The following is a 25,527-nucleotide window of genomic DNA, read 5'->3' on the forward strand; positions in this document are numbered from 1 at the left end:
ATTGCTGGATATTCGATAAATTGTTCGGCAGGTCTTGCCGTTGTCATGCTCGTTTGACAAAACAGGCGCGCCTCCGGCGGGAGGCGGCATACGAACGAGGAAATTGCCAGATGAATGTGGCCCAGAACATTGTCGCCGGTCTTGACCGGATACTCACCATGGAGCTGGTGCGCGTCACCGAACGGGCCGCCGTCGCGGCCGCCAGGCTGCGCGGGCGTGGTGACGAAAAGGCGGCCGACCAGGTCGCCGTCGATGCCATGCGCCAGGAGCTCAACCGGCTTGCCATCAAGGGCACGGTGGTGATCGGCGAGGGCGAGCGCGATGAGGCGCCGATGCTCTACATCGGCGAGGAGGTCGGTTCGGGCAAAGGTCCGGCCGTCGATATCGCGCTCGATCCGCTCGAAGGCACGACGATCTGCGCCAAAAACCTTCCCAATGCGCTCGCCGTCATCGCCATCGCCGAGAAAGGCAGCCTGTTGTTCGCGCCCGATGTCTACATGGACAAGATCGCCATAGGCCCGGGCTACGCCGACGGCGTCATCGACATCGATGCCTCGCCGGCCGAAAACATCGCCAGCCTCGCCCGGGCCAAGGGCGTGGCTATTTCGGACATCACCACCTGTATCCTCGACCGCCCACGTCATGCCAAGCTGATCGACGCCGTGCGCGCCACGGGCGCCGCGATCCGGCTGATCGGCGACGGCGATGTCGCCGGCGTCATCCACACCACGGACCCGGAAGAAACCGGCATCGACATCTATCTCGGCACTGGTGGCGCACCCGAGGGCGTGCTGGCCGCCGCCGCGCTGCGTTGCACCGGCGGCCAGATGCAGGGCCGGCTGATCCTCGACACGCCGGAAAAGGTCGCTCGCGCGGCAAAGATGGGTATTTCCAATCCGAAGCGGATCTACCATGCGGAGGACATGGCGCGCGGCGACGTGCTGTTTGCGGCGACCGGTGTCACTGACGGCAACATGCTGGCCGGCGTCAAATTCGGCCGCAATTACATCACCACCCACACGATCGTGTTGCGCTCGTCGTCGCGGACGGTGCGCGAGATCAAGGCACGCCATCAGGACCTGGACAAGTTCTGACGCTCGCTTGCGAAGACACCTTGCAATTGTTAGCCATTCGGGCACACCCGATGTCGGCTGCAAGGATTTGACGATGAAACCGTTCGACTGGCACGCGGATCCGATTTCGCGCGCCACCGCCATCACGAAGTCCTATCGCAACACCCAGAACGTGCGCCGCTTTCTTATCCGGGAATGTGGCGATGCGTTCAGGTTCGACCGGCCGTTCATGGCCTGGCTCAAGGACGGTGCGGAAAAGACAATGGGCGACGCGGTCGACGAATGGCTTCGGCGTCAGTCTGAAAAGCGGAAAGCATCGCTTTCTTGAAATCTCCCGTGACGGCGCACGAACCGCTTGGCTTTGCCTGCCTTTGGCTGAAAGCGCGTCGCGTGAACGCGCCGCGCTTTAAGTTGTTGCTTATGCAGATCGTTGTCCCAAAACCGCTGCATACTTTAGCGCGACATGCACTATCCTGCGGCCGCAAATGAGTTGGCAAATCGCATGACGGGCGAAAAACGCCTCTTCCTCGATGTCAGGCAGTCGGTATCCGGTGTTTCCTGGGAACACCGGCTGACCGAGCGGCAGGACATGATCGCGCTCGCCATCGCGCAAGGTCATGGCGTGCCCGACATCGTCGCGCGCGTGCTTGCCGGCCGCGGCGTCACCGCCGAGCAGACCGAGCGGTTTCTCGACCCGACGATCCGCGATCTGCTGCCGGATCCGGCATCGCTGACCGACATGGACAGGGCAGCGGCCCGCATCGCCGCCGCGGTGATGGCCAGGGAAAAGGTGGCGATCTTCGGCGACTATGATGTCGACGGCGCTGCCTCGTCGGCCTTGCTGAAGCGGTTCTTCACGCATTTTTCGGTGCCGTCGGAAATCTACATCCCGGATCGCATTTTCGAGGGCTATGGCCCCAATCCCGACGCCATGCGCGAACTTGTTTCGCGCGGCGCGACGCTGATCGTCACTGTCGACTGCGGCACCAACAGCGCCGTTTCCATCGATGCCGCCAATGAGGCCGGGGCCGATGTCGTGGTGCTCGATCACCACCAGGTTGGCGGTGCCTTGCCGGCGGCAATCGCTGTCGTCAATCCCAACCGCGACGACGACCTTTCCGGGCAGGGCCATCTCTGTGCCGCCGGCGTGGTCTTTCTCGCCCTTGTGCAGACGGCCAAGATCCTGCGCGGGCGGATGACCGATATCACGCCGCCGGACCTACTTTCGCTGCTGGATATCGTGGCACTGGCCACCGTCTGCGACGTGGTGCCGCTCACCGGCGTCAACCGCGCCTTCGTCGTCAAGGGGCTGCAGATGGCGCGCCAGCAGAGGAACGAAGGGCTGGCGGCACTGGCGAGGGTGTCGCGCATCGGCGAACCGATCGGCACCTTCCACCTGGCCTATCTGATCGGCCCGCGTATCAATGCCGGCGGACGCATCGGCGATGCCGCACTCGGCAGCCGGCTGCTTGCGACCGATGACCCGGTCGAGGCGCGTACCATTGCCGAGACGCTCGACCGGCTCAATCAGGAACGGCAGTTGATGGAGCAGGAGATGCTGGCGGCGGCGCGCGTCGAGGCCGACGCCGAGCTTGCCGGCGGCAACGGCCCGGCCATCGTCGTCACTGCCAGCAACAGCTGGCATCCGGGCATTGTCGGTCTGCTCGCTTCGCGATTGAAGGATCATGCGCGCCGGCCCGCTTTCGCCATCGCCTTCAACGCCAATGGCATCGGCACCGGCTCGGGCCGTTCGGTATCGGGTTTCGACCTCGGCCGGCTGGTGCGCGAGGCGGCCGTTGCCGGGCTGATCGTCAAGGGCGGCGGCCACGGCATGGCGGCCGGCATCACCGTGGAGCGGGCGAAGCTGGGCGAACTCAGGGCGTTTTTCGAAGAGCGGGCGGCAGCCGACGTGTTCCGCCTGCAGGGCGAGGAAAGCCTGGCCATAGACGGTGCGCTTGCCGCTGAAGGCGCGACACTCAGCCTGCTCGACGCGCTGGAAAAGGCCGGACCTTTCGGTGCCGGGTATCCAGCCCCCGTTTTCGCGCTGCCACGTCATCGGCTGGCAGACGCCAGGCCGGTCGGCACCAACCACATCCGCGTCGACTTACAGTCGGAGAGCGGCGGCCGCATCCAGGCGATCGCCTTTCGCGCCGTCGATACCGCACTTGGCGAATTCCTGTTCAAGAGCCGGGGCAAGACAATCCACGTCGCCGGTTCACTGTCGGGAAATTACTGGAACGGCAACCGCACGGTGCAATTTCGCGTCACCGATGCAGCGCGTGCGTAAAGCTCTTGTTTGAACATGTTCTCTGCGAACCGCAGGCTTGCCCGGCAAGGTCATAGTGGATGCCTATGATCGAATTTGCTTTCGAAACTCGCCCGGCGCCATTCCGGTCGTTTTGGAAAAAGTGCGACTGAACGAAGCGACATCCTGATAGCCCACCCGATAGCAGATTTCGGAAATGCTCAGCTTGGTTCCCTCGAGCAACGACCTTGCCAATTCAAACCGTTTTTCCTGGATCCATTTTCCCGGCGTCGTCTTGAGTTCACTGGCCATCCTGCGAGACAGCGTTCGCGCAGACAAGCCAAGGCCCGCCGAGAGAAAGCTCAAATCGATTTCCCGTATCTTGTTTTCCGAGAGTTCACGCAGTTTGTTCTCCAGCGGATTGATCTCTTTGGGCAATTCTTCGAGAGGGAATTCGTAGGGACTTTGAAATTTGCGCGAGGGCGGAAGAACCAGGAGCTTTCGGACGATGCGCTCCTCTTTCGAGAAGCCGAGATCGACCAGCAGGGCTTTGGCCAGCTCCAGTCCTGAAAATCCGCCTCCGCAGGTGTAAAGGCGTCCGTCGCGAACAAGCATGCGCGATGAGTCCCATTGAACTTGCGGAAACCGGCGGCTTACGTGGGACTTCAGCCACCAGGATATTGTCGCCCGCTTGCCGTCCAGCAGGCCCGTATCGGCAAGCAAATAACATGCGCCGCAATGTGCCGCGATGATCGCATCCTGTTGCCGTGCGCGTGCGATCAGCGGTTTTGAGTACTCACTCTCCTGGTCAAGCGAGCGCAGAAGTTCGGGAATCTCGACACCCGGCATGGCGATCAGAATCAACACATCCATTTTTCGGGATGGTTGCGGCTTCGCAGGGAAAGAAATTCCGGCAGTCGAAATTGCGGGCGATGCCCTGGAAACGAACTCGCATGAAAGGACCTCTGAACCGCAGACGTCATTCACGAGCTGAAACATTTCGACCAGCGTCAAGACAACCGCCGAATAGAAATCGGTCGGTAGCCAGATCACAACGTGGATGGGCTTTGCAGCCATTCGCGGTACTCCCGGTAGCGTATTCGTCGGATGGCAAGTTTAGCACAATCTTTGTCAAAAATGCCAATTCCGAAACAAGTGCGACGCCTCCAGGGTAGCCGCATGCGGGCCTCGCTGACGAAGAGCGGGGCTGCGGAATCCACAACTGGGAAGATACAAATGCAGAAATCATCGAATCAAACCGATGTGGGAGCGCCACGCTGGTCCGGGCTCAGGCTCGCGCTGCTGGCGTTCGCGCAGTTCATAATCGCGATCGACTACAACATCGTCTATGTCGCGCTGCCGGACATCGGCCGCGATGTCGGCTTTACGTCGCAATCGCTGCAATGGGTGGTGAGCGCTTACGCCGTGGCTTTTGGCGGGTTTCTGCTGCTCGGCGGTCGAGCGGCTGACCGGCTTGGCCCGCGGCGCATGTTCATCCTGGCGCTCGTGCTCTACGGCGTCTCATCCTTGGCAGGCGGATTTGCGCCCGATGCACTTACGCTGGTGGTCGCTCGGGCCGTTCAGGGTTTGGGCGGGGCGCTTCTGTTTCCTGCAACACTGGCGCTGATCAATACCAGCTTCGCGGAAGGTGCAGAGCGCAATCGGGCGCTGGCGGTCTGGGGTGCCACGGGCAGTGGCGGCCTGGCGGCCGGTGCCATTATCGGAGGCGTCCTGACCAATGGCTGGGGTTGGCAAGCGGTCTTCTTCTTCACCGTTCCACTGGCTCTGGGCGCCGCACTTATCGCCGCCCCAGTTCTGCTGGCGCCCGATCCGGCAGGCGAAGGCCAGAGGCGGAGTTTTGATCTGCCGGGTGCGCTGGTCGTCACGGCAGCCGCGACATTGCTGGTGTTCGGCTTGGCCAGCGGACCCGAGGTGGGCTGGAATACGGTTCGCAGCACCGGATCGCTCGTGATTGGCGTGCTGCTGCTCTGTGTCTTCATTCTCATCGAGAGACGCGTGCGCGATCCGCTCGCGCCACTGCGGCTGTTTGCCAATCGAAGCCTCGTCACGGCCACGGCGGTGAGTTTCTTTCATCACATGGCGCTGAGTTCCGGCTACTACATTCTCACGACCTACTTTCAGAATCTGCTCGGCTACAACGCGCTCGCTGCCGGCCTGGCATTCGTTCCGCTCGGTGTGCTGGCGATGATCGGCGGCGGCAAGGGCGCGGGCCTGCTGCTCACCAAGTGGGGGACTCGCGCCACGATGTTCGCCGGCATGTTGATCTATGGGATCGGGCTGGTGGCGATCGCTCTCGCCTTGTCGCCAGGCGGTTCGTATTGGGCCGTGCTGCCCGGGATCCTCATCTATGGTTTCGGTGGCGGCATCGCCTTTACGACGCTGTTCGTCGCCGCCGCTTCCGGAGTGGCCGCCAACGAACAAGGGGTCGCCTCGGCGCTAGGCTCGACATCCCTACAGATCGGCGCGGCCCTGGGTCTCGCCGCCGCTCTTGTGGTGGCCAATGTCGGTTTGGGTGGCGAGGCCGCTACCACATCGGATGTCGTCGACGGATTGCGTATGGCTGGATTGTTCGCCGCCGCCGCGGTTTTCCTTGGTGCGGTCCTGGCTCTGATGATCAAGCAGAATCCGGGAATAGCTCAGGATGCCGCCACCTCTGCCGAAGCTGTGCGCTGAGTCTCTGGAGTTTGAAGCGCGTCGCGCGAGTCAGCCGACGCGCTTCATTGTTTGTTTTCCGTGCATTGGGGTATGCGTCAGGCGAGAACGGTCTGCAGCCGGGTCAGTTCGCCAATCTGCGCCATCGTCGCCTGATAGCCAAGATTGATCGCCTCGTCGGCGCGGTGGAATTCGGTCAGGCCGATATGGCTGAGCTTCGGCTGCAGCGACATGTCTGGCGGATCGCCGGCAAGCCTGGCACGCGAAATGCGGTCCTGGATGATGTTGAAGGCCTCGACCATGACGCCGGTGATGCCGAGCCGGGTCTGATGCGACTGGTGTTCGGGATCGCCATGGCCGGGCCTTGGCGCGTCCTTTTCGACGACCAGTTCGCCGGCGCTGTGTTTGATGACGGCGGCGCGCCCGAACAGGTCGTAGTGAAGATTGACCGCCACCACGAGCGGCTGCTCGTAGGCACGGCAGACCGAAACCGGAACCGGGTTGACCAGTGCACCGTCGACCAGCACGCGGCCGTTGCAATTCACCGGCTCGAACACGCCGGGCAGCGCATAGGAGGCGCGCATGGCGGTGATCAATGAGCCGCTCGACAGCCAGATTTCGTGGCCTGTGCGGATTTCGGAGGTGACCGCGACGAACGGCTTGGCCAGATCCTCGAAACGGATGCCGGTCATGTGCTCGCGCAGCCGGGCGTCGAGCTTCATGCCGCCGAACAGGCCGCTGCCGCGCAAATTGAGATCGAGCAGGCCGAAGATGCGTCGCTTGGTCAGGCTGCGGGCGAATTCTTCCAGTTCGTCCAGCTTGCCGGCGAGGTAGCAACCGCCGACCAGCGCGCCGATCGAGGTGCCGGCGATCATCGACACTTCGATGCCGGCTTCGTCGAGCGCGCGCAGCACGCCGATATGCGCCCAGCCGCGGGCGCAACCGCCGCCCAAGGCGAGCGAAATGCCTGTTTTCTTTGGGGTTTCGGACGCGCCGCCTGGCGAGGACAGGCCGTTGGCCTCCCTGACATCTGGTCTGTTACGCAATGACGCCCACTCGAGCATCACGATCTCCCTTGTCCCACGGCTACTATACGGGCGGGCCGTATCGAAATGATGAATCTGTGTCGCTGATGTCAGGTAGAAGGTTCAAGCTGATGGTTTCCGATACGTGTTTTCCGCATCGAACAGCGGCTTGCTGCCGTCATCGGCAAGCGTCCCCTTGCCATCGATCAGCCCCACCGTCCGATAAAAGCATGAACGTCGACCAGTGTGACAGGTTGCGTCGTGGCCCAACACTTTGACGCGCAACCATATGGCGTCCTGGTCACAATCCGTGAGCATCTCGACGACATGCTGAAAATTGCCTGACGTTTCCCCCTTTTTCCACAGCGCGTTGCGCGAGCGCGACCAGTAGTGGGCGATGCCTGTCTCCAGCGTCAGCGCCAATGCTTGCGCATTCATGTGCGCAACCATCAACGGCATGCTGTCTTCGGCGTCGGTGACCACGACCGTGACGAGCCCGGCCGCATCGAAGCGCGGTGAAAACACCGCGCCTTCCTCCAGGGCTTTCTTGTCTGACGGAGCTTTCGGAAATTCCAATGATCAGACCCCGCCGCCGCGCACCATGGTGACGAAACGAACCTGCTCTTCGGGCGAGTCCTTGAAGACGCCGGTGAAGGTCGAGGTGAGGGTGGTGGAGCCCTGTTTGCGGATGCCGCGCATGGCCATGCACATGTGCTCGGCCTCGATCATGACGGCGACGCCGCGCGGATTGAGCACGTCCTGGATGACGCCGGCGATCTGCGCGGTCAGGGCCTCCTGGGTCTGCAGGCGATGGGCAAAGATATCGACGACGCGCGCAATCTTGGACAGGCCGACGACCTTGCCGTCCGGCAGATAGCCGACATGCGCCTTGCCGATGATCGGCACCATGTGGTGCTCGCAATGCGAATGGAATGTTATGTCCTTGACGATGACGAGGTCGTCGTAGCCGGCGACCTCCTCGAAGGTGCGGCCGAGCTCATCGGCGGGGCACATGTCGTAGCCGCCGAACATTTCGCGAAAGGCCTTGGCCACCCGCTTTGGCGTGTCGACCAACCCTTCGCGGTCCGGATTGTCGCCGGTCCAACGCAAAAGCGTGCGCACGGCGGCCTCGACTTCTGCCTCGCTCGGCCGGTCGGTCACCGGCTTTTCCATGTAGGCTGACTGGGGCATGAATTTCTTGATGACGGCATCCATAAAGGCGTCTCCCGTAGTCCCTCTCGGCGGAGGAACGAGTTGAACGGACCACGACCTTTCGGTGTCGGAAACGTGCCCAGTTTCCAGCCCCGCAAGCGGCGTGAACTTCCCGGCAACGACACTGGCTTTGCTGTCTTGTCGATGCCGGACTGCCACCATTATATAAGGTCGTGACGAGCGAAAGGAAGACACGACAGCGGCAATCGCTGTTCGCTTGGCGGCGACGGATTGGAAAATAATGATAAACGAGGTCTACAACACGAAAATTCTCGGTTTCGCCGGAAACATCGCCCGTATCGGCCGCCTCGATCATCCCGACGCGACCGCCAAGGCGCATTCCAAGCTGTGCGGCTCAACGGTCACCGTCGACCTCAAGATGCAGGACGGCGTGGTCACCGATTTCGCCCATGACGTGAAGGCCTGCGCGCTCGGCCAGGCGTCGTCCTCGATCATGGCGCAGCATGTCGTCGGCGCGAGTGCCGAGGAATTGCGCACGGTGCGCGACACCATGCTGAAGATGCTGAAGGAAAATGGCGCCCCGCCTGACGGGCGTTTCGCGGATTTGAAGTACTTGGAGCCGGTGCGCGACTACAAGGCACGGCATGCCTCGACCATGCTGACTTTCGATGCCGTGGTCGACGCGATCGGCCAGATCGAGAAAAAGCGCGCCGAAGAAGCGGCCTGACCTTGGGATTTGGCCTTTCCACGGTAGGCGAGCTTCGCTTCCGGAGCCTGGTGTTCGCCTCCAGCCTTGCCGTTTCACTTGTGGCGAGCGGCGGTTCGAGCCGAGCTGACGCAGACATAGCAGCCCAGCGGGATATCGGCGACTACCTCATGAAAGCCATTCAGGTGTGTTGGAACATGCCTGCAAACACCAGAAGCGTTGCGCGCGTTCGGATCAGCCTGAACAAGGACGGGTCGCTCGCCGGCCCGCCAAAAATCGTCAGTCCTGTGACGCCGCCGCTGGACAAGGTTGCCGAGGCCGCCGTTCGGGCAATCACGCGCTGCGCGCCATTTCCCGGCCTGACTTCGTTTGCGGCCCACTACGATATGTGGCGCGATGTCATCCTCACATTCAACCCCGGAGAGGACTCACCGGGCGAGCCTTTGGCCGCGGATGCGATCGACAAACTCTTCGAAAAATACAGCAAGAAGACAAAGTAGCGGGACCGGCCGAAAACGTGCTGAACGGACCGCTTAGACTTCGCTGTCCGTCGGTCCCACGCGAAGCTCTTCGACAAGCCAGTCCGCAAAAACCTCGGCCTGTCGGCTGAGGCGTTGGAAATCAGGCGCGACAAGCCAATATGCGCCATAGGGGACTTCCATTTCGAACGGACGGACCAAGAGACCGGCTCGAAGATCAGCGCCGTTCAGGATGCGGTCGCCCAAAGCGACACCGTGCCCGAGTTTCGCGGCCTGCATGGCAAGCGCGGCGTCGGTATAAAGCGGTCCTCTCTGGAGGGCGAGCTCTGGAAGGCCCATTGCCTGAAACCAGCTCGCCCAGCCATCGCGATTGTAGTCATGGAGCAAGGTATAGTGCCGCAGGTCGGCTGGTGATGTCAGGGGGGCGCCCGACGCGAGCAACCCCGATGCCAGGACTGGCGTCACCAGAACGTCGACCAAATGCCGCGCTTCCGTGCGTGGCCAGGACCGGGCATGGGCTCCGTATCGGATCGCGATTTCTGCTTCGTGTCCTCGAAATTCTATGAGCCGAGAGTCTGCGTCGACCGAAATGTCGATCTCGGGGTGGCGTTGCTGAAACGAATTGAGGCGCTGTATCAGAAATTCGCCCGCAAAGGACGGCTCGACGCTGACCCGCAACGGACTCTGGGCCGGCTTGCTGATGATTTCTGACAGCCGACGGTCGATGTCGTCGAAGCTGGCGGTCAACTGACCGAGGAGAGTTTGTCCTGTTTCCGTCAGTTCGACCTTGCGGTGAAGCCGCTCGAACAGTGGCCTGCCGACCAGAGTTTCCAAGTCCCTTATTTGTCGGCTGATCGCCGCCTGCGAAACGAAAAGTTCTTCGGCCGCGCGGCTGAAGCTCAGGTGCCGGCCCGCCGCCTCGAAACTCCTCAGTGCCGTTAGGGGAAGTCGTCCGCGCTTCATTCGCATAATCTCAAGTTATCCGAGGCGGAAATTATACTCGTTTGAAGACGATGGCCAGCAGCGGTCTAATCGTCGTCAAAGGAGATCTGCCATGAATGAAATTCTGGCTATTTTTGGCGATGTCATGCGGATCGCAACGTTTCAATGGCGCGACGGAAGACAGCGTGGAAAGCGCCGCGAAGAACCGACCTGTCCCGGCCGCTGGGCGCCTTCGGCTGACAGGCAGCCGTTTCGCCGTTTCCGTCCGTGACGGCGGGCCGCGCAAGGAGCGGGGATTGCGTTCTCCAGCGGAAGCCCACATCTATCGACTGGGCAACGCGATACGGAGACTGTGGTGCGCGACCAACATGGGCATGCGCATATTGCCGGGTCGCAAAAAGGCGGCCGCAACTGGCCCGGCCCATGGCGCAAGACGCCGGGCCGGCTGCTCGGTACGTCTCTGGTGCGCCTTTACCAACTGACGCTGTCCGGCTTCGTCGGCAATTCCTGCCGGCATCTGCCGACCTGTTCGGAATATGCGCATGAGGCGATTGCTCGCCATGGCCTGTGGGCCGGCGGTTGGATGGGATTTTTTCGCGTGCTGCGCTGCGGGCCATTCGGCACGCATGGCATCGACCTTGTGCCGGAAGTCCTGGCCGAGCGCTATGTCTGGTTCACGCCGTGGCGGTACTGGCGGATCGGCAGCAAGCGTGGCGAAACGCAGGGGTGAGGGCGCCGGTCAGGTTCCTGGCGGCACTGCGCGTTTACAATCCGGTAGGGTTAATACAAGCCTGCACAAAGACTGCGCATTTGAGACAAAATCGAGACAAGAGACCCCGCTAAGCCGCTCGCGGACCCCCTTCTGGAGCGAGCAGAAAATGCACAATTTCGACCGCCTTCCCTTCATCTTTGCCGGGATTCTCTTTCTGCTCGCCTGGCTGTTGGGATTTCCGTTGCGTGCGCAATCGGCGCCGCTGCAGGACATCCAATGCACGGTGATCGCTGACGCGGCGAGCGGCAAGACGCTTTACCAGGATGGGGTGTGCGACCGACGGTTCAGCCCGGCTTCGACGTTCAAGGTGCCGCTGTCGCTGATCGGTTACGACAGCGGCATCCTCAGCGACGAACACACGCCGAGCTGGGACTACAAGCCGGAGTTCAAGGCGGTGAAACGGGATCAGAAGACCGTTGATCCGACGATTTGGGAAAAGGATTCGATCCTTTGGTTCTCCCGGGAGATCACCCGCCGGCTTGGGCCGCAGAGTTTTGCCGGTTATGTCTCGAAATTCGACTACGGCAACGCCGATGTTTCCGGCAATCCCGGCAAGAATGACGGTCTGACCCAGTCCTGGGTGAATTCTTCCCTGAAGATCACGCCGGTCGAGCAGGTCGATTTCCTGCGCAAGCTTCTGGCCCGCAAGCTGCCGGTCTCGGCCAAGGCCTACGACATGACATCAGCCATCATCCCGACCTTCCAGGCCGGGGGCTGGACGGTGCAAGGCAAGACCGGAAGCACCAGGTTGCGCAACGACACCGACAAGGTCCAGGACAAGCGCTCGCTCGGTTGGTTCGTCGGCTGGGCGCAAAAGGATGGCCGCCAGATCGTCTTTGCACGTCTTGTGGTTGACACCAACCGCACCGGCAAGCCCAAGGGTCTCGAGACGCGGGCCAGGTTCCTGAAGGACCTGCCGCAGCTGATGAAATGAGCCTGCTTTCCAAGCAATTCCGGACGGAAAGTCGCCACGCACACTTCCTGGAATTGCTCTAAGCGCTTCGGCGCGCACGGATGATGTGGCCACCGGAGCTGGTCGTCGTTCCCTTCGGTGCCCCCGAGAGGCGGGCAGCGATGTCTCTGCTCTCGAGATCTTCGATCTCATCGAATCCGAGGCCGCGGAGCGATTTCGCCAGCTCGCCGGGGACGAAGAAGCTGATCCAGGGCTCCCCGACAGCCGCGACGCGCGCCGCATGGAATGCCAGGGCGGCCTGTCCAGCCGCATCGCGGTTCTCAGACGGTTCGCTATAGTCGAACACGATCTCCGAACCGGGCGTGTCGGCGATGTAGGCCAGCGTGCTGAAGATCGCTTGCTCGGTCAGGTAGGGCACGACCCCCAGCCAGATGAAGAAGCTTGGCTCGGTCGACTTCAAACCGGCCGACGCCAGTTCCGCGGGCAGATGCTGCCGCTCGAAATTGACCGGCACAAACGTGGTGGCCAGTGGTTCGGCAAGGCCGGCATCGGCGATACATTTACGCTTCCAGGCTTGCGTGGCCGGGTGGTCGACCTCGAACACTTCGAGGCCTGGATACGGATTGCGCAGCGAAAACGTGTCGAGACCTGCGCCGAGCACGACGAGTTGGCGGATGCCACGGCGCACCGCCGCTGCCAGCCAATCCTCGGCAAAGCGGGCGCGCGCCGCTACGAACAGGCGCATACGCCGGCTGTAATTGTCCTCCTGCGCAAGCTGCTGCTCGGTTGGATTACCTTCACCGAGAATCGCAATCGCGCATGGGTCGCGAAACAGCGCCGCCTGCGGTGAAATCTGATGCAGGGCTCTCAAGCGCGCGACGCGCAGGGCGGTTTGGCTTGGGGATGCGTCTTCCATGTTGAGGATTCCAAGCCATGCAGGCGATATTCGCAAGCATTGACGTCCGACCTACGACATCTCTGCCGCCATTTCCTGACGGCAAGACCAATCAGCGCTCTTTACCTGATGCGAGACTGCCTCTAAAACCCGCGCGCTGCCGGACGCATCCGGCTTTTTCTTATGCATGTCGTAAGCTCAAAACCGCCATACACTTTTGGGCGACATGCATTTTAACCACCCGCGCTCGTTTGCGGGACTGGATAGGAGATATACATGCTGAATTCCGTTTCCCTGACATTTCCCGATGGCTCCGTCCGCGAATATGATGCGGCGCTGACCGGTGCCGGCCTGGCCGAATCGATCTCGAAATCGCTGGCCAAGAAGGCTGTTGCCTATTCGATCGACGGCACAGTGCGCGATCTCAGCGATCCGCTTGGCAAGTCCGGCAAGGTCGAGATCGTCACCCGCGACGATCCGCGCGCGCTGGAACTGATCCGCCACGACGCGGCCCATGTGCTGGCTGAAGCCGTGCAGGAACTTTGGCCGGGGACGCAGGTGACCATCGGGCCGGTGATCGAGAACGGCTTCTACTACGACTTCGCCCGCAACGAGCCATTCACGCCCGACGATTTTCCGGTGATCGAGAAGAAGATGCGCGAGATCATCGCGCGTAACAAGCCGTTCACCAAAGAGGTCTGGTCGCGCGACAAGGCGAAGAAAGTGTTTGCCGACAAGGGCGAAAGCTACAAGCTGGAGCTGATCGACGCCATTCCCGAGGATCAGGATCTCAAGATCTACGCGCAGGGCGACTGGTTCGACCTCTGCCGTGGCCCGCACATGGCCTCGACGGGGCAGATCGGCAATGCCTTCAAGCTGATGAAGGTGGCCGGTGCCTATTGGCGCGGCGACTCGAACAACCCGATGCTGACGCGCATCTACGGCACCGCCTGGGCCGACCAGGCGCAACTCGAAGCCTACCAGATGATGCTGGAGGAGGCCGAGAAGCGCGACCACAGGAAGATCGGCCGCGAGATGGACCTGTTCCATTTCCAGGAAGAGGGACCGGGCGTCGTCTTCTGGCACGCCAAAGGCTGGAAGATGTTCCAGAACCTGGTCAACTACATGCGCCGCCGCCTCGACGAGCAAGGCTACCAGGAAGTCAACGCGCCGCAGGTGCTCGACAAGAGCCTGTGGGAGACGTCAGGCCACTGGGGCTGGTATCGCGACGCCATGTTCAAGGTGACGGTCGCCGGCGACGATACCGATGATGATCGTGTCTTCGCGCTGAAGCCGATGAACTGTCCGGGCCATGTGCAGATTTTCAAGCATGGGTTGAAGTCATATCGCGATCTGCCCGTAAAACTTGCAGAATTTGGCAATGTGCACCGTTACGAGCCATCCGGCGCACTGCACGGGCTGATGCGCGTGCGCGGCTTCACGCAGGACGATGCGCACATCTTCTGCACCGAAGAGCAACTGGCGGCGGAATGCCTGCGCATCAACGATTTGATCCTGTCGACCTATGCCGATTTCGGTTTTGACGAAATCAGTGTCAAGCTGTCGACGCGGCCCGACAAGCGCGTCGGCACCGACGAAGCCTGGGATCACGCCGAGGCGATCATGGGCAGCGTGCTGGAGACGATCAGGACGCGGTCTGGCAATCGCATCAAGACCTCGATCAATCCGGGCGAGGGTGCCTTCTACGGGCCGAAGTTCGAATATGTGCTGAAGGATGCCATCGGCCGCGAATGGCAGTGCGGCACGACGCAGGTCGACTTCAACCTGCCGGAACGTTTCGGCGCCTTCTACATCGGCTCGGATTCCGAGAAGAAGCAGCCGGTGATGGTGCACCGCGCCATTTGCGGCTCGATGGAGCGCTTCCTCGGCATCCTGATCGAGAACTACTCCGGCCATTTCCCGCTGTGGTTCGCGCCGCTGCAGGTGGTGGTGGCGACGATCACGTCGGATGCCGACGACTACGCGACCGAGGTGGTGGCCAAGCTGAAAGCCGCCGGCCTGTTGGCGGAAGCGGATCTGCGCAACGAGAAGATCAACTACAAGGTCCGCGAACACAGCCTAGCCAAGGTTCCGGTCATCCTCGTCTGCGGCAAGCGCGAAGCGGAGGAGCAGGCGGTCAACATGCGCCGGCTGGGCTCACGCGACCAGGAATCGCTTGGTCTCGAGCAGGCGATCGCGCAATTGACCGAAGAAGCGGTCACGCCCGACCGTCGGCGCAAACGCGCGGCCTGATCGGCATTCTTTTCGACCAGATGGCGGTGGCATCGCTCCACCGCCATTTTCATATCCCTGTCACGCCAACCTTGTAACGAGCCCATATGCTCAAGTTGAAATTGCGCGAACGACCTTTTCCCGAACTTTCCTATGCCAATCCGCGCCAGCCGGCGCTGACACGCTGGTTCATTCATTCGGTCGAAGGCCTGTCGGGCCGCGACCGCTACACCGCGCTCTATGATTTCTGGCGCCGCCAGGTCGTGCCGACCGGCGAGCGCGTGTTCAGCCGCATGCTCGACCTGATCGACGTCCGCGTGCGGACTCCAGATCAATGGCCGCCGGCGCAATTGCCGGATACACCGCTGGTGATCGTTGCCAATCACCCGTTCGGCATCGGTGACGGCATTGCCGTGCTGTCGCTGGCCGAGCAGCTTGGGCGTCCGTTTCGGGTGATGATCCACAAGGACCTGCTCAAGATCCGCGAGATGGAGCCCTATTCGCTGCCGATCGACTTTTCCGAGACCAAGGACGCGCTGAAGAACAACATGGCCGTGCGCCATGAAGCGGTGCGGCTGTTGAAAGAGGGCGTCACCATCGTGGTGTTTCCGGCCGGCGGTGTGGCCACCGCGCCAAAAGGTTTTGGCCGGGCGCGCGATTTGCCGTGGAAGATGTTTCCCGCCCGTCTCATTCAGGAGGCAAAGGCGTCGGTCATCCCGATGCACTTTTCCGGGCAGAACGGCAGGCTGTTCCATCTGGTCAGCGGCCCGATGAACATGGCCGAGCGCGACGGCCGTGTGGCGAGATTCGTCGGCAAGGCCTCGCTGACATTGCGCACGTCGCTGCTCATTCACGAATTCGCGCGGCTGTCCGGCAAGGCGATCGACGTACGCGTCGGCGATGTGCTGAGCTGGAGCGAACTGGAGCCATTGCGCGACCGCAAGGCCTTGCTCGACCGGCTGTATCGCGGCGTGTTCGACCTTGCGCCCGTCGTGGCGCGCCGTCGGATTCCGTTCCTGCCGGCGCGGACAAGACTGGCGGCTTGAGCAAACAAACATCCGGCTCACCAGGGCCGAGTCTTGGCCGGCCGTTGCGAAAATAGTATGACACTGTAACGTCACTTGCTATAATGGGGCAAGGAAGGAACTTGCCATGAGAACCAGCAAACCGATCACCGTGACCCTCGGCCGCCAGCAGGCCAGCGTCGACGCACGCCTGGCGTCGGGCGCCTACGACTCCGCCAGCGAGGTCATGCGCGCCGCGCTGCGCGCCCTCGACCGTGAGGAGCAGACCATCACCGCGATCATGCGCGCCAAGGTCCAGGAGGCCCTTGACGACCCGCGTCCGGACATCCCCGCCGAAGACGTCTTCAAAGCGCTGCGCGCCCATCATGCGGATCGCATGAAGGCTTCTAAGCGTGACGCATAAGGTCGTCTTCAGACCGGCGGCCCAAGCCGACCTCTTCGCCATCTACAACTATATCGAAAACGACAGTGGGAGTCGGCGTGCCGGCGACTATGTCGACCGCATAGAGGCCGCATGCATGGCGCTGTCCACCTTCCCGGAGCGCGGGACCGTGCGCGACCCCGTTGGCGCCGGCGTTCGTGTCGTCGGTTTTGAACGCCGCGTGTCGATCGTTTTCCGGGTCGACGGTGGTATCGTGGTCATCCTGCGCGTGCTCTACGGCGGACAGGATTATCCGGCCAGTTCAGAGGATGAGGCAGACACCTGATTCTTCTGGTGGAATTGCGAACTAATCAGCGCCTTCTTCCGGGTCCATCGCCGCAGCCTCGCTGGCCAGAACCTCGATTTCCTGGTTCTGCCCGGCCACGACCGTAAAATCCTTCTGATAGATGCGGTCGCGGTTCTTGGCGATGATGGTGTAGTCGCCCTCGGCCAGCACCATCGAGGCGAAGGCGCCGACGGTTTCCTTGATTGGATCGCCGGATTCGTTGAGCAGCGACCAGGAGGTATCGGCGATCGCCTCGCCACCGGTTTCGCGCACCAGCTTCATCGTGATCTCGGCGGCGTGGTGCTCGACGGTGGCTTCGGTCAACTTGCCGGCCTCGACGCGGATGTCGGAGCGGATGACCGCGTTGACCGCGCCATAGGTCGATACGATATGATAGATGCCGGCGTTGAGCCGCACGACGCTGTTGGGTTCGACATCGGGAATGATCAGCGCGCGGTCGCCATTGGCCTCGGCGGTGCCCTCGTAGATCGAAAAGCGCAGCTTCTTCGGCGGAATGCGCACGCCGCCCGACAGAACGGCGTCGAGCTTGAGGCCGCCGGCATCGAGCACGAGGCTCTCGCGCTTGGTGTCCTTGCCGACAGTGATGCGTTTGGTGGCGCCTGCCCGGCCGTAAGAGGCGTGGACCAGGTAGCTGCCGGGCTCGAGTTGGAAGACGGCGGTGCCGCCATGGGCGGAGGCGACCATCGGCAATTTGCCGTTGACGGCTTCGGGCTTGAAGACCCGCCAGACGATGCCGCGCGTGATGTCGGAACCCTTGTCGGTCAACTGGGCGGAGAGCGTGATGGCGCCGCCGCCGCTCAGTGCCAGCGATGTCTCGCCTTTCGGCGTCGCGTAGCTCGAAATTCCTGGGAGCTTCAGGTTGCTGATGCCGTCGACGTTCTGTGCCATGGCAAGCGAAACCGGCGCCATCAACAGTACGGCGCCGAGCCAGACCAGGAAAACACGGACAGTCCCCTCAAACATGCCTTGCGTTGAAGCCCATGGCGGTGGCAATTTCAAGGCTTAAGAGTCCGATCGATACGACTCTTCGTCCGGCGTATCCCGCGCCAATGCCCGAGCCGCCCGAATTCCCGATGGTGCGCTTCAGCTCAAAACAGAATGCTCAGGAGACTTGCGCCCATGGCGTCGCCGATCATCGACTTCCTGCTGACCCGAAACTCCGCACCGATCCCCGATTTGAAGGAGCCGGCGCCGAGCGATGCGGAGATCGCGACGATGATCGCCGCCGCCTCCCGGGTGCCCGACCATGGCCGATTGGAGCCCTGGCGCTTCATCCTCTACCGCGGCGAGGCCCGCGTCGAAATCGGCAGACAATTGGCAGCGCTTGCCGAGCAGCGGGAAGGTCCCTTGCCGGAAGGCCGCCGCAACCAGGAACTGGCGCGGTTCTCGCGCGCGCCGCTGGTGATCGGCGTCGTGTCGATCACCAGGGAGAATCCAAAAATCCCGCAATGGGAAATGTTCCTGTCGGGCGGCATGGCGGCGATGAACCTGATGATAGCGGCCAACGCGCTGGGCTACGGCACCAACATGATCAGCAACTGGTATTCCGATGTGCCGGAGGGCAGGGCACTGCTGGGGCTGGCGCCGCAGGAGCGGGTCGTCGGTTTCATCCATATCGGCTCCTTTGCCGGCCCGGCGCCGGAGCGGCCGCGGCCCGATCCGGCAAAGCTTTACGGCGACTATTCGGGGCCGTGGGCGGGCTGAATGTTTTATGAGCCTTCAAAGGGCCACGGCCTTCCGCACGACCCTTCGAAGGCGATCGTGGCGCCGCGTCCGATCGGCTGGATTTCGACGCTGAACAGGGCTGGCGAGATCAACCTCGCGCCGTACTCCTTCTTCAATGCCGTTTCGACGCGGCCGTTCATTGTCTGGTTCTCCTCCGAGGGCGAGAAGGACAGCGCTTCCTTTGCTCAAGAGACGGGCGAGTTCGTCGCCAATCTCGTCAGCCGCGACCTCGCGGAGAAGATGAACCGCACGTCGGTCAACGCGCCGCGCGGCGTCAACGAGTTCGTCTATGCCGATCTCGCCATGGCGCCGTCGCGCCTCGTCGCGCCGCCGCGGGTGGCGGCGGCGCCTGCCGCGCTCGAATGCCGGGTGACGGAAGTCTTTCGGCCAAAATCGCTGGACGGATCGCCGACAAGTGCTGTGGTCGTCGCCGGTGAAGTGGTCGGCGTTCATATCGACGACGCTTTCCTGACAGACGGCCTGTTCGACATCACCAAGGCCGGCAACGTCGCTCGTCTCGGCTATATGGACTATGCCAGCGTCGACGAGGTGTTTTCGATGCGCCGGCCGCGCTGGGACAAGGACTGACCCTGGGTTCGGCCGCCGTCCCGCGCGTCGGCGGATTCGATGGCCGTGAGCACGCGAAAGCGATTCCCCTTTGTCTGAACACACGCTAAGAGAGCGGCTTCGGCGATGCGTTGGGGTTACGCATCGACCTTGGGGACATTGCGGGGCGCGGGCGACATGAAGAAACGAGACTCGCTGGGAACCCGGCTGCGCTATGGGTTTGACAAGAGCATGGCCGCCGGTCCGATCGCGCTGATCGGCTGGCTCGCCGTCGCTTCGCTGCTGATCATCATCGCCGCCGCCGCTTTCCTTGCTGCGACCCGCATAGCGCCGGAGGGCGGTGAGCCGCTGAACTTTGTCGAAGCGTTCTGGGAATCGCTGATGCGCACGCTCGATTCCGGCACGATGGGCGGTGACACTGGCTGGGCCTTCCGTCTTGTTATGCTGTTTGTCACGCTTGCCGGCATCTTCGTCGTGTCGGCCCTCATCGGCGTGCTCAGCGCCGGCGTCGACAGCAAGCTCGACGAACTGCGCAAGGGCCGTTCGCGAGTGCTGGAGACCGACCACACCATCATCCTCAACTGGTCGCCGTCGATCTTCGACGTCATCTCCGAACTCGTCATTGCCAATGCCAGCCGCCGCCGTCCGCGCATCGTCGTCATGGCCAATATGGACAAGGTCGAGATGGAGGACGAGATCGCGGCCAAGGTCGGCAAACTGGGCAACACGCGTATCATCTGCCGCAGCGGCGACCCGACCGATCTCTACGATCTGGCCATCGTCAATCCGCAGACCTCGCGGTCGGTCATCGTGCTGTCGCCGGCGGGCGACGATCCGGATTCGCAGGTCATCAAGACGGTGCTGGCGCTGGTCAACGACCCGAGCCGGCGTGCCGACCCTTACAACATTGCCGCGGAGATCCGCGACGGCAAGAACGCCGAGGTCGCTCGCGTCGTCGGCGGAACCGAGGTGCAACTGGTGCTGGCCGACCAGCTGATCTCGCGCATCGTCGTGCATTCGAGCCGGCAGTCGGGTCTCAGCGGCGTCTATTCGGAGCTGCTGGATTTCGACGGCTGTGAAATCTACACGACCGAGCAGCCGGACCTCACCGGCAAGACCTTCGGCGAGGCGGTGATGGCGTACGAGCACTGCGCGCTGATCGGGCTTTGCGATCGCAACGGGCGCGTCAATCTCAACCCAGATTCGGACCTGGTGATCGGTAAGGACATGCGCGCCATTGTCATCGCGGAGGACGATGCCGCGATAAAACTGGGAAGCGCTGGGATCAAGATCGATGCGGCAGCGATCCTTGGTCCGCGGTCAATCGCGGCGAAGCCGGAGCGCACGCTGATCCTCGGCTGGAACCGGCGCGGCCCGATCATCACCTATGAACTGTCGCGCTACGTCGCGCCTGGGTCGATCCTGACCATCGCCGCCGACACATCAGGCCTCGAGCGGGAAGTTGCCGAACTGCCGGTCGTCGGCGACAATCTGGCGGTTTCCTGCCGCGTCACCGACACGTCGAGCAGCAGCGCGCTGGCAAGCCTGGACGTGCCTTCCTACGACCACGTGCTCGTCCTCGGCTACAGCGAAACCATGGCAGCGCAACCCGCCGATACGCGCACGCTGGTGGCGCTGCTGCATCTGCGCAAGATTGCCGACGATGCCGGCATGCACATCTCGATCGTCAGCGAGATGATCGACGTGCGCAACCGAGAGCTTGCGGCAGTGACCAAGGCCGATGATTTCGTCGTCAGCAACAGGCTGGTCAGCCTGATGCTGGCGCAGGCGTCTGAAAATCAGCATCTCGCCGCGATCTTCGATGACCTGCTCGACGAGAAGGGTTCTGAAATCTACATGCGTCCGGTCGCCGACTATGTCGCCATCGACCGGCCATTGACCTTCTGGACGATCGCGGAATCGGCGCGATTGCGCGGCGAAATCGCCATAGGTTACCGGCGCATCCGTGCCGGAGAGGCCGACCAGCGGGCGCTGGGCGGCGTCACCGTCAACCCGCTGAAGTCGGAAGCGCTGGCCTATCTGCCGGAGGACCGGATCATCGTGCTGGCGCGGGACTGAGGGCCTTGCCGGCATTCGTTCGCCTTCTAGCCGTCATGACGGTGCGCACATAGCCGGGCTCGCCGATCCGAATGCTTCCATCGGGCAGGCCCAGTATGCGGTCGAGAGCGATCTCGTAGAGCCTGACGCGTTTCTCCAGGGCTTCGATCGCGATCTCCATGTCGGCGTCGCTGCCGCCTGTAATGGCCTTGGCAACGACGTCACGCGTGGCCATGCCGAACTGCATGACGATGTCGGCGACACCTTCCGGATCGAAGGTTCTGAAAGTGCCGTCTTCGATGCCTTGCCTGATGATCTTGACCAGCAGCGGTGAAAACGACGCGCTGGCGGCCAGATTGATACGGTGGAAAAGCACCAGATTTTCAGGCCGAAACATCGTCTCGAAAAGAGCCCAAGCTTCCGGTGCGGTCTCGATCTTGGCCCGCCGCGATTGGCTGAGCAAGCCATTCAAGCGGCCAAGCGGGTCGAGGCCGGGATCGTCGAGTATGTCCTGGACCCCAGCCAGTGCCTGTCTTGCAAAGCGATCGGCCAATGCCTCCAGAAGAGCCTCCTTGGAGGGGAAGTAGTGATAGAAGGCGCCCTTCGAGATGCCGGCAGACGCAATCACGTCGTTAAGGCTCGCCTTGTCATAGCCCTGCGTCAGGAACAGGGTCTGGGCATGGTCCAGAAGTTCTTCTCGCCTGAGCTCTGGATGCTTGATGACACGGGGCATGATGAACCTTCTGCACGTGATGGCTGCTCCCGTCCAGTCCGGACGGTCGGCAGCCAGGGCAACGAATTCGGGTTAATGGGTGCCTTCGGAGCCTTCGCGGCGCGCAGGCTGACGGAGCATCAAACGAAAAACCCGCCTGTGCGGCGGGTCACTGGCGCAAATCAGCACCATAGCCAAATGTGTACCATAGCTGAGGTCATGGGGTCAAGAAAAAATTCCTATCGTGAATGCTGCCGGCGCAAAAGCTGCCGACACCGCCGAACTGGCTGCCGCCAGGCCTTAAGCCGAGTTCGGAGCCTTGGGTCGATAGTCCGCTTGAACCGTAGACCGATGGTCGGTATGATAGACCGATGGTCTAAAATTGCCAATGCCGGTGAGGGCATATCGTGAAAGGTCAATCATGATCGCGAAATTGGTCCTTCAGACATTCATCTGGTTTGGCGCCATGGGCGCCTTGCTCTTCCTGTCGGCCGGTACGCTGCACTGGCCGGGGGCCTGGGTCTATCTGGTGGGGATGGTGGGGCTCAGTCTCACCTTGGGCGTGGCGCTGGCGAGGCGCGATCCCGGCCTGATGAATGAGCGGCTGAGCTCTCCCATCCAGAAGAATCAGGACGCGGCCGACAAGGTCCTGCTGTCCATACTTCTGTTCGCTATCTTTGGTTCGCAGATATTCATGGGATTCGACGTCCGTTTCGGCTGGTCCGCGGTTCCCGTCTGGGTGCAGGTGGTCGGCGCGCTGGTCCTGCTGCTCGGAATTTGGATCTGCTACCTGACGATGCTGGAGAACAGTTTCGCGGCGCCCGTGGTGAAGATCCAGGACGAACGCGGACAACGTGTGATCTCCACGGGGCCTTACAGCTACGTCCGCCATCCGATGTATGCCGGCGCCATCCTCTTCTTCGCCGGCACGGCACTTCTGCTTGGTTCCTGGTGGGGGCTGGCATCGGTACTCGTGCTCGTCGTTCTCTTGGCCATCCGCACCTTCATCGAAGAGAAAACGCTTCGCACTGGGCTGCGTGGCTATGACGACTATGCAGCCCGTGTTCGCTACCGCCTGATTCCATTGATCTGGTAGCGGGCGCTCAGGCGGAAACACCTGCCGCCTTTGCCCGCGCCAGAAGTCGTTCGGCCAGCCGCAGATGTGGGCGGTCGTACATCTTGCCGCCGATGCCGACGACGCCGGGATTTCCCGCTGCCTCGAACGCCGCGACGATCGCTGCCGACTGTCTCACCGCCTCGGCCGAGGGGGTGAAGGCAGCGTTGATGACGGGCACCTGATTGGGGTGGATCGCCATCTTACCGGTGAAGCCATCGCGCTCGGCCTCGGTGCATTCCGCCTGGAAGGCTGCCATGTCGCGAAAATTCGGAAAGACGGTGTCGATCGCCGCGACCTCCGCCGCACCAGCGGCGAGTATGGTCATGGTGCGGGCGTGACGAAACACGTCCGTGTAGCGGCCATGCTCGTCGCGGGCCGTGCGCGCACCGAGCGCCGCCGACAAATCTTCCGCGCCCCAGGTGAGCCCGGCAAGCCGCGCGCTCGCCCCCGCATAGGTCGCCGCCGCCAGCACGCCTGCCGGCGTCTCGGTGATGATCGGCAGGATCTTGATCGCGCCATCGGCCAGGCCGTTTTCGGCCTCGCGCACCCTGAGCTTTGCCGAGAGATGCTGCACATCCTGGCCGCTGTTCGACTTGGGCAGCATGATGCCGTCCGGCTTGGCTGAAACGAGCGCTGCCAGATCGTCATCCGTCAGCCCCGTCGACAGGTCGTTGACCCTGACATAGATGACTGAGCTGGTTTGTGCCCTGCGCTCGGCGATGAAGCGCGCCGCCACCTCGCGTGCCGCCGCCTTATTCCGTGGCGCCACGGAATCTTCAAGGTCGACGATGACCACGTCGGCGCCGGCACCAAAACCCTTTTCCAGCTTCTTCTCGGAATCGCCGGGGACGAACAGCAGCGAGCGCATTGGTCAGGCCGCCTTCTTCAGCATCATCGCTTGCCTCGTACATTTGGCGACGAGATCGCCATGCTGATTGTAGGCGCGGTGCTCGAACTCGACGATGCCGCGATCGGGTTTGGATTTCGACTCCCGCGCCGAGATGACCGTGGTCTCGACACGGATGGTGTCGCCATGGAAGACCGGGTGCGGAAACACGGTCTCCTTCATGCCGAGATTGGCGACCGTGGTGCCGACCGTGATGTCATTGACCGAAATGCCGATCATCAGCCCGAGCGTGAACAGCGAGTTGACCAGCGGCTTGCCCCATTCGCTCTTGGCGGCAAAATCGAAATCGATATGCAGGGGCTGCGGGTTCAGCGTCATCACCGAAAACAGCATGTTGTCGCTTTCGGTGACGGTCTTGCGCAGCGTGTGCTGGAAGACATGGCCGACGACGAACTCTTCGAGGTAAAGCCCTGCCATTTTCTATCACCTCCGCTGTTTGACGGTTGATATGCGCTGCAAACCAAGCCCGCAAGCCAGTTAGAGCGTCGGGCGATTAACATGCAACATAGCTGGCCTCTTTGAGAAAGTTCCAACATTCGGTTGGGCTGAACTGATCACAGATATTGCCGATGGCGCGCCAGAGATCGTCATAGTTTCGCGCTTTGGCTTTGCGCAGCAGTGTCTTGAGCTTGGCGAAGGCCATCTCGATGGGATTGAGGTCTGGGGAGTATTTGGGCAGGAACAGGAACCACGCGCCGCGCTCGGCCAGGGCCTGTGCGGCGCGCGGACTTTTGTGAACGTTGAGATTGTCGAGGATGACGATGTCGCCACGGCTCAGGCTTGGTGCAAGCTGGGTCTCGACATAGGCATCGAAAGCCGCGCCGTCCATGGCTCCTTCGATGATCCAGGGCGACACGAGTTCATGGCAGCGCAATCCGGCGATGAAGGTCTGGGTTTGCCATTTGCCGAAAGGCGCGTCGGCCCGCAGCCTTTCGCCGCGAGGGGCGCGGCCACGCAACGGCGTCATGTTGGTCTTGACGCTGGTTTCGTCGATGAAGACCAGCCGCGCCGGTTGACATCGCATCAGCGGCTGGCGGCGCTCGCGCCAGTCACGCCTGGCTTGCTTCACGTCGGGGCGTTCTTGCTCCGACGCCAGCAGCGCTTTTTTTATAGGTAAGCCCTTCCCGGCACAGAAACTTCGACAGGTTCGAAGGGTCCACCTTCACCCCGTGCTCAGCCTCGAGCCAGGCGCCAAGGTCCGGCATCGTGATGTCCGGTTTGGCATGCACCTTATCCAAAATGACCTGCCGCAACGGCCCCAGCTTGCCAGAGCCGGCCGGGCGGCCCTGCCGCGCCGGCGCCAGTGAACCGGTCGCAGCATACCGCGCTTGCACCCGCACCGCCGTTGACGGAGCCACCTCAAATTGAGCCGCCACCGCTCGCCGCGACTTACCAGCTGCAATGCCCCGCACCATCCGAAGTCGCAAATCAGCCGAAGTTATTTTTCCCATGAAGCGCCTCCGTGCCCAAGGGAATCACAGTTCCACCAAAAAGGGAATCACATCGATTCACCCAATTCGCCCGACGCTCTAATGAACATGGTGAACCGTTCGTAAACCA

The 25,527-nt window shown here is 62.1% G+C and carries 28 protein-coding genes; 17 read left to right on the forward strand and 11 right to left on the reverse strand.

The genetic code is table 11. From position 1 onward, the window contains the following. The first annotated feature begins 110 nt into the window (after positions 1-110). The 3 genes from glpX (at position 111) to recJ (ending at position 3,360) form a co-directional block, all read left to right on the forward strand. Positions 111-1,094 (forward strand): class II fructose-bisphosphatase, encoded by a 984-nt coding sequence (gene glpX, locus ACSQ3L_RS18065; protein ID WP_436161183.1) that lies wholly within the window; start codon positions 111-113, stop codon positions 1,092-1,094. A 73-nt stretch (positions 1,095-1,167) separates the two neighbouring features. Further along, the gene (locus ACSQ3L_RS18070) at positions 1,168-1,401 is read left to right on the forward strand and encodes a DUF6434 domain-containing protein (RefSeq protein ID WP_436161184.1); all 234 of its coding nucleotides are present in this window, start codon (positions 1,168-1,170) and stop codon (positions 1,399-1,401) included. 174 nt (positions 1,402-1,575) lie between these two features. Further along, entirely contained in the window at positions 1,576-3,360 is a 1,785-nt protein-coding gene (gene recJ / locus ACSQ3L_RS18075) for a single-stranded-DNA-specific exonuclease RecJ (protein ID WP_436161185.1), read from the forward strand. Between the two features lie 63 nt (positions 3,361-3,423). Here the strand turns inward: recJ and ACSQ3L_RS18080 are convergent, their stop codons facing one another. Then, positions 3,424-4,395, reverse strand: a complete 972-nt coding sequence (locus ACSQ3L_RS18080; protein WP_436161186.1) for a GlxA family transcriptional regulator — start codon at positions 4,393-4,395, stop codon at positions 3,424-3,426. Between the two features lie 102 nt (positions 4,396-4,497). Here ACSQ3L_RS18080 and ACSQ3L_RS18085 point away from each other — a divergent pair, with 102 nt between their 5' ends. Then, complete coding sequence (locus ACSQ3L_RS18085) at positions 4,498-6,012, forward strand: MFS transporter (RefSeq protein WP_436161187.1); 1,515 nt, start codon at positions 4,498-4,500, stop codon at positions 6,010-6,012. Positions 6,013-6,089: 77 nt separating this feature from the next. Here the strand turns inward: ACSQ3L_RS18085 and ACSQ3L_RS18090 are convergent, their stop codons facing one another. The 3 genes from ACSQ3L_RS18090 to folE form a co-directional block, all read right to left on the reverse strand. Beyond that, a complete protein-coding gene (locus tag ACSQ3L_RS18090) occupies positions 6,090-7,055 on the reverse strand; it encodes a patatin family protein (RefSeq protein WP_436161188.1) in 966 nt (321 codons plus the stop codon). A gap of 84 nt (positions 7,056-7,139) precedes the next feature. Then, positions 7,140-7,592 carry a phosphoribosyl-AMP cyclohydrolase gene (gene hisI, locus ACSQ3L_RS18095; protein ID WP_436161189.1) on the reverse strand — a complete coding sequence of 151 codons (453 nt, stop codon included), beginning with the start codon at positions 7,590-7,592 and terminating at the stop codon, positions 7,140-7,142. Positions 7,593-7,595: 3 nt separating this feature from the next. Then, positions 7,596-8,231 carry a GTP cyclohydrolase I FolE gene (gene folE, locus ACSQ3L_RS18100; protein WP_436161190.1) on the reverse strand — a complete coding sequence of 212 codons (636 nt, stop codon included), beginning with the start codon at positions 8,229-8,231 and terminating at the stop codon, positions 7,596-7,598. A gap of 238 nt (positions 8,232-8,469) precedes the next feature. On the opposite strand from folE, the gene ACSQ3L_RS18105 reads away from it, so the two are divergent. Together ACSQ3L_RS18105 and ACSQ3L_RS18110 are read left to right on the forward strand one after the other, a co-directional pair. Next, positions 8,470-8,916 (forward strand): iron-sulfur cluster assembly scaffold protein, encoded by a 447-nt coding sequence (locus tag ACSQ3L_RS18105; protein WP_436161191.1) that lies wholly within the window; start codon positions 8,470-8,472, stop codon positions 8,914-8,916. Between the two features lie 50 nt (positions 8,917-8,966). Further along, positions 8,967-9,395: a cell envelope integrity protein TolA gene (locus tag ACSQ3L_RS18110; RefSeq protein ID WP_436161192.1), complete on the forward strand. Its 429-nt coding sequence runs from the start codon at positions 8,967-8,969 to the stop codon at positions 9,393-9,395. Positions 9,396-9,428: 33 nt separating this feature from the next. Here the strand turns inward: ACSQ3L_RS18110 and ACSQ3L_RS18115 are convergent, their stop codons facing one another. Beyond that, positions 9,429-10,337, reverse strand: a complete 909-nt coding sequence (locus tag ACSQ3L_RS18115; protein WP_436161193.1) for a LysR substrate-binding domain-containing protein — start codon at positions 10,335-10,337, stop codon at positions 9,429-9,431. 91 nt (positions 10,338-10,428) lie between these two features. Here ACSQ3L_RS18115 and ACSQ3L_RS18120 point away from each other — a divergent pair, with 91 nt between their 5' ends. The 3 genes from ACSQ3L_RS18120 to blaOXA all read left to right on the forward strand — a co-directional run bounded on the left by ACSQ3L_RS18120 (position 10,429) and on the right by blaOXA (position 12,022). Continuing rightward, positions 10,429-10,587 carry a hypothetical protein gene (locus tag ACSQ3L_RS18120; protein ID WP_436161194.1) on the forward strand — a complete coding sequence of 53 codons (159 nt, stop codon included), beginning with the start codon at positions 10,429-10,431 and terminating at the stop codon, positions 10,585-10,587. An 84-nt stretch (positions 10,588-10,671) separates the two neighbouring features. Next, the gene (gene yidD, locus ACSQ3L_RS18125) at positions 10,672-11,046 is read left to right on the forward strand and encodes a membrane protein insertion efficiency factor YidD (protein WP_436161195.1); all 375 of its coding nucleotides are present in this window, start codon (positions 10,672-10,674) and stop codon (positions 11,044-11,046) included. 148 nt (positions 11,047-11,194) lie between these two features. Continuing rightward, positions 11,195-12,022 carry a class D beta-lactamase gene (gene blaOXA / locus ACSQ3L_RS18130; protein WP_436161196.1) on the forward strand — a complete coding sequence of 276 codons (828 nt, stop codon included), beginning with the start codon at positions 11,195-11,197 and terminating at the stop codon, positions 12,020-12,022. A gap of 58 nt (positions 12,023-12,080) precedes the next feature. Here the strand turns inward: blaOXA and ACSQ3L_RS18135 are convergent, their stop codons facing one another. Further along, the gene (locus tag ACSQ3L_RS18135; protein WP_436161197.1) at positions 12,081-12,917 is read right to left on the reverse strand and encodes an SAM-dependent methyltransferase; all 837 of its coding nucleotides are present in this window, start codon (positions 12,915-12,917) and stop codon (positions 12,081-12,083) included. 255 nt (positions 12,918-13,172) lie between these two features. Between ACSQ3L_RS18135 and thrS the strand changes: the two genes are divergently transcribed. From thrS to ACSQ3L_RS18155, 4 genes are all read left to right on the forward strand, one after another. After that, positions 13,173-15,149, forward strand: a complete 1,977-nt coding sequence (thrS, locus tag ACSQ3L_RS18140; protein ID WP_436161198.1) for a threonine--tRNA ligase — start codon at positions 13,173-13,175, stop codon at positions 15,147-15,149. A gap of 86 nt (positions 15,150-15,235) precedes the next feature. After that, positions 15,236-16,174, forward strand: coding sequence for a lysophospholipid acyltransferase family protein (locus tag ACSQ3L_RS18145; protein WP_436161199.1), 939 nt, complete (start codon positions 15,236-15,238; stop codon positions 16,172-16,174). A gap of 106 nt (positions 16,175-16,280) precedes the next feature. Beyond that, positions 16,281-16,556, forward strand: coding sequence for a type II toxin-antitoxin system ParD family antitoxin (locus ACSQ3L_RS18150; RefSeq protein ID WP_436161200.1), 276 nt, complete (start codon positions 16,281-16,283; stop codon positions 16,554-16,556). After that, a complete protein-coding gene (locus ACSQ3L_RS18155; protein ID WP_436161201.1) occupies positions 16,546-16,860 on the forward strand; it encodes a type II toxin-antitoxin system RelE/ParE family toxin in 315 nt (104 codons plus the stop codon). The genes ACSQ3L_RS18150 and ACSQ3L_RS18155 overlap by 11 nt, the downstream gene beginning before the upstream one ends. 21 nt (positions 16,861-16,881) lie before the next feature. Here ACSQ3L_RS18155 and ACSQ3L_RS18160 read toward each other — a convergent pair whose 3' ends face one another. Further along, positions 16,882-17,844, reverse strand: coding sequence for a hypothetical protein (locus ACSQ3L_RS18160; protein WP_436161202.1), 963 nt, complete (start codon positions 17,842-17,844; stop codon positions 16,882-16,884). A 156-nt stretch (positions 17,845-18,000) separates the two neighbouring features. On the opposite strand from ACSQ3L_RS18160, the gene ACSQ3L_RS18165 reads away from it, so the two are divergent. The 3 genes from ACSQ3L_RS18165 to ACSQ3L_RS18175 all read left to right on the forward strand — a co-directional run bounded on the left by ACSQ3L_RS18165 (position 18,001) and on the right by ACSQ3L_RS18175 (position 21,252). After that, on the forward strand, positions 18,001-18,585 hold the full coding sequence (locus ACSQ3L_RS18165) for a nitroreductase family protein (RefSeq protein ID WP_436161203.1): 585 nt from the start codon (positions 18,001-18,003) through the stop codon (positions 18,583-18,585). Next, on the forward strand, positions 18,586-19,194 hold the full coding sequence (locus ACSQ3L_RS18170) for a flavin reductase family protein (RefSeq protein WP_436161204.1): 609 nt from the start codon (positions 18,586-18,588) through the stop codon (positions 19,192-19,194). It begins immediately after the preceding gene. A gap of 156 nt (positions 19,195-19,350) precedes the next feature. After that, positions 19,351-21,252, forward strand: a complete 1,902-nt coding sequence (locus ACSQ3L_RS18175; RefSeq protein WP_436161205.1) for a CASTOR/POLLUX-related putative ion channel — start codon at positions 19,351-19,353, stop codon at positions 21,250-21,252. On the opposite strand, the gene ACSQ3L_RS18180 is transcribed toward ACSQ3L_RS18175, so the two are convergent. After that, positions 21,230-21,964 carry a TetR/AcrR family transcriptional regulator gene (locus ACSQ3L_RS18180; protein WP_436161206.1) on the reverse strand — a complete coding sequence of 245 codons (735 nt, stop codon included), beginning with the start codon at positions 21,962-21,964 and terminating at the stop codon, positions 21,230-21,232. The genes ACSQ3L_RS18175 and ACSQ3L_RS18180 overlap by 23 nt on opposite strands. Before the next feature lie 400 nt (positions 21,965-22,364). Here ACSQ3L_RS18180 and ACSQ3L_RS18185 point away from each other — a divergent pair, with 400 nt between their 5' ends. Then, positions 22,365-23,039, forward strand: a complete 675-nt coding sequence (locus tag ACSQ3L_RS18185; RefSeq protein ID WP_436161207.1) for a methyltransferase family protein — start codon at positions 22,365-22,367, stop codon at positions 23,037-23,039. Positions 23,040-23,046: 7 nt separating this feature from the next. Here ACSQ3L_RS18185 and ACSQ3L_RS18190 read toward each other — a convergent pair whose 3' ends face one another. From ACSQ3L_RS18190 to ACSQ3L_RS18200, 3 genes are all read right to left on the reverse strand, one after another. Continuing rightward, positions 23,047-23,928, reverse strand: coding sequence for an HpcH/HpaI aldolase/citrate lyase family protein (locus ACSQ3L_RS18190; RefSeq protein ID WP_436161208.1), 882 nt, complete (start codon positions 23,926-23,928; stop codon positions 23,047-23,049). 3 nt (positions 23,929-23,931) lie between these two features. Then, on the reverse strand, positions 23,932-24,384 hold the full coding sequence (locus tag ACSQ3L_RS18195) for a MaoC family dehydratase (RefSeq protein WP_127259620.1): 453 nt from the start codon (positions 24,382-24,384) through the stop codon (positions 23,932-23,934). 76 nt (positions 24,385-24,460) lie between these two features. Beyond that, a protein-coding gene (locus ACSQ3L_RS18200) for an IS630 family transposase (protein ID WP_436161209.1) occupies positions 24,461-25,418 on the reverse strand; the annotation gives its coding sequence in 2 pieces (ribosomal slippage) (positions 24,461-25,066 and positions 25,068-25,418; 957 coding nt in all). Positions 25,419-25,527 lie beyond the last annotated feature (109 nt).

Origin of the sequence: Mesorhizobium sp. LjRoot246 (genome assembly GCF_964254115.1) — a bacterium.
Classification (GTDB): Bacteria; Pseudomonadota; Alphaproteobacteria; order Rhizobiales; family Rhizobiaceae; genus Mesorhizobium.

Bases quoted from the DNA above. Each gene is read 5' to 3' on its own strand.
- glpX (WP_436161183.1), top strand. From the start codon at position 111: ATGAATGTGGCCCAGAACATTGTCGCCGGTCTTGACCGGATACTCACC.
- ACSQ3L_RS18070 (WP_436161184.1), top strand. From the start codon at position 1,168: ATGAAACCGTTCGACTGGCACGCGGATCCGATTTCGCGCGCCACCGCC.
- recJ (WP_436161185.1), top strand. From the start codon at position 1,576: ATGACGGGCGAAAAACGCCTCTTCCTCGATGTCAGGCAGTCGGTATCC.
- ACSQ3L_RS18080 (WP_436161186.1), bottom strand. From the start codon at position 4,395: ATGGCTGCAAAGCCCATCCACGTTGTGATCTGGCTACCGACCGATTTC.
- ACSQ3L_RS18085 (WP_436161187.1), top strand. From the start codon at position 4,498: ATGCGGGCCTCGCTGACGAAGAGCGGGGCTGCGGAATCCACAACTGGG.
- ACSQ3L_RS18090 (WP_436161188.1), bottom strand. From the start codon at position 7,055: ATGCTCGAGTGGGCGTCATTGCGTAACAGACCAGATGTCAGGGAGGCC.
- folE (WP_436161190.1), bottom strand. From the start codon at position 8,231: ATGGATGCCGTCATCAAGAAATTCATGCCCCAGTCAGCCTACATGGAA.
- ACSQ3L_RS18105 (WP_436161191.1), top strand. From the start codon at position 8,470: ATGATAAACGAGGTCTACAACACGAAAATTCTCGGTTTCGCCGGAAAC.
- ACSQ3L_RS18115 (WP_436161193.1), bottom strand. From the start codon at position 10,337: ATGAAGCGCGGACGACTTCCCCTAACGGCACTGAGGAGTTTCGAGGCG.
- ACSQ3L_RS18120 (WP_436161194.1), top strand. From the start codon at position 10,429: ATGAATGAAATTCTGGCTATTTTTGGCGATGTCATGCGGATCGCAACG.
- blaOXA (WP_436161196.1), top strand. From the start codon at position 11,195: ATGCACAATTTCGACCGCCTTCCCTTCATCTTTGCCGGGATTCTCTTT.
- ACSQ3L_RS18135 (WP_436161197.1), bottom strand. From the start codon at position 12,917: ATGGAAGACGCATCCCCAAGCCAAACCGCCCTGCGCGTCGCGCGCTTG.
- thrS (WP_436161198.1), top strand. From the start codon at position 13,173: ATGCTGAATTCCGTTTCCCTGACATTTCCCGATGGCTCCGTCCGCGAA.
- ACSQ3L_RS18145 (WP_436161199.1), top strand. From the start codon at position 15,236: ATGCTCAAGTTGAAATTGCGCGAACGACCTTTTCCCGAACTTTCCTAT.
- ACSQ3L_RS18150 (WP_436161200.1), top strand. From the start codon at position 16,281: ATGAGAACCAGCAAACCGATCACCGTGACCCTCGGCCGCCAGCAGGCC.
- ACSQ3L_RS18160 (WP_436161202.1), bottom strand. From the start codon at position 17,844: ATGTTTGAGGGGACTGTCCGTGTTTTCCTGGTCTGGCTCGGCGCCGTA.
- ACSQ3L_RS18165 (WP_436161203.1), top strand. From the start codon at position 18,001: ATGGCGTCGCCGATCATCGACTTCCTGCTGACCCGAAACTCCGCACCG.
- ACSQ3L_RS18170 (WP_436161204.1), top strand. From the start codon at position 18,586: ATGTTTTATGAGCCTTCAAAGGGCCACGGCCTTCCGCACGACCCTTCG.
- ACSQ3L_RS18175 (WP_436161205.1), top strand. From the start codon at position 19,351: ATGAAGAAACGAGACTCGCTGGGAACCCGGCTGCGCTATGGGTTTGAC.
- ACSQ3L_RS18180 (WP_436161206.1), bottom strand. From the start codon at position 21,964: ATGCCCCGTGTCATCAAGCATCCAGAGCTCAGGCGAGAAGAACTTCTG.
- ACSQ3L_RS18185 (WP_436161207.1), top strand. From the start codon at position 22,365: ATGATCGCGAAATTGGTCCTTCAGACATTCATCTGGTTTGGCGCCATG.
- ACSQ3L_RS18190 (WP_436161208.1), bottom strand. From the start codon at position 23,928: ATGCGCTCGCTGCTGTTCGTCCCCGGCGATTCCGAGAAGAAGCTGGAA.
- ACSQ3L_RS18195 (WP_127259620.1), bottom strand. From the start codon at position 24,384: ATGGCAGGGCTTTACCTCGAAGAGTTCGTCGTCGGCCATGTCTTCCAG.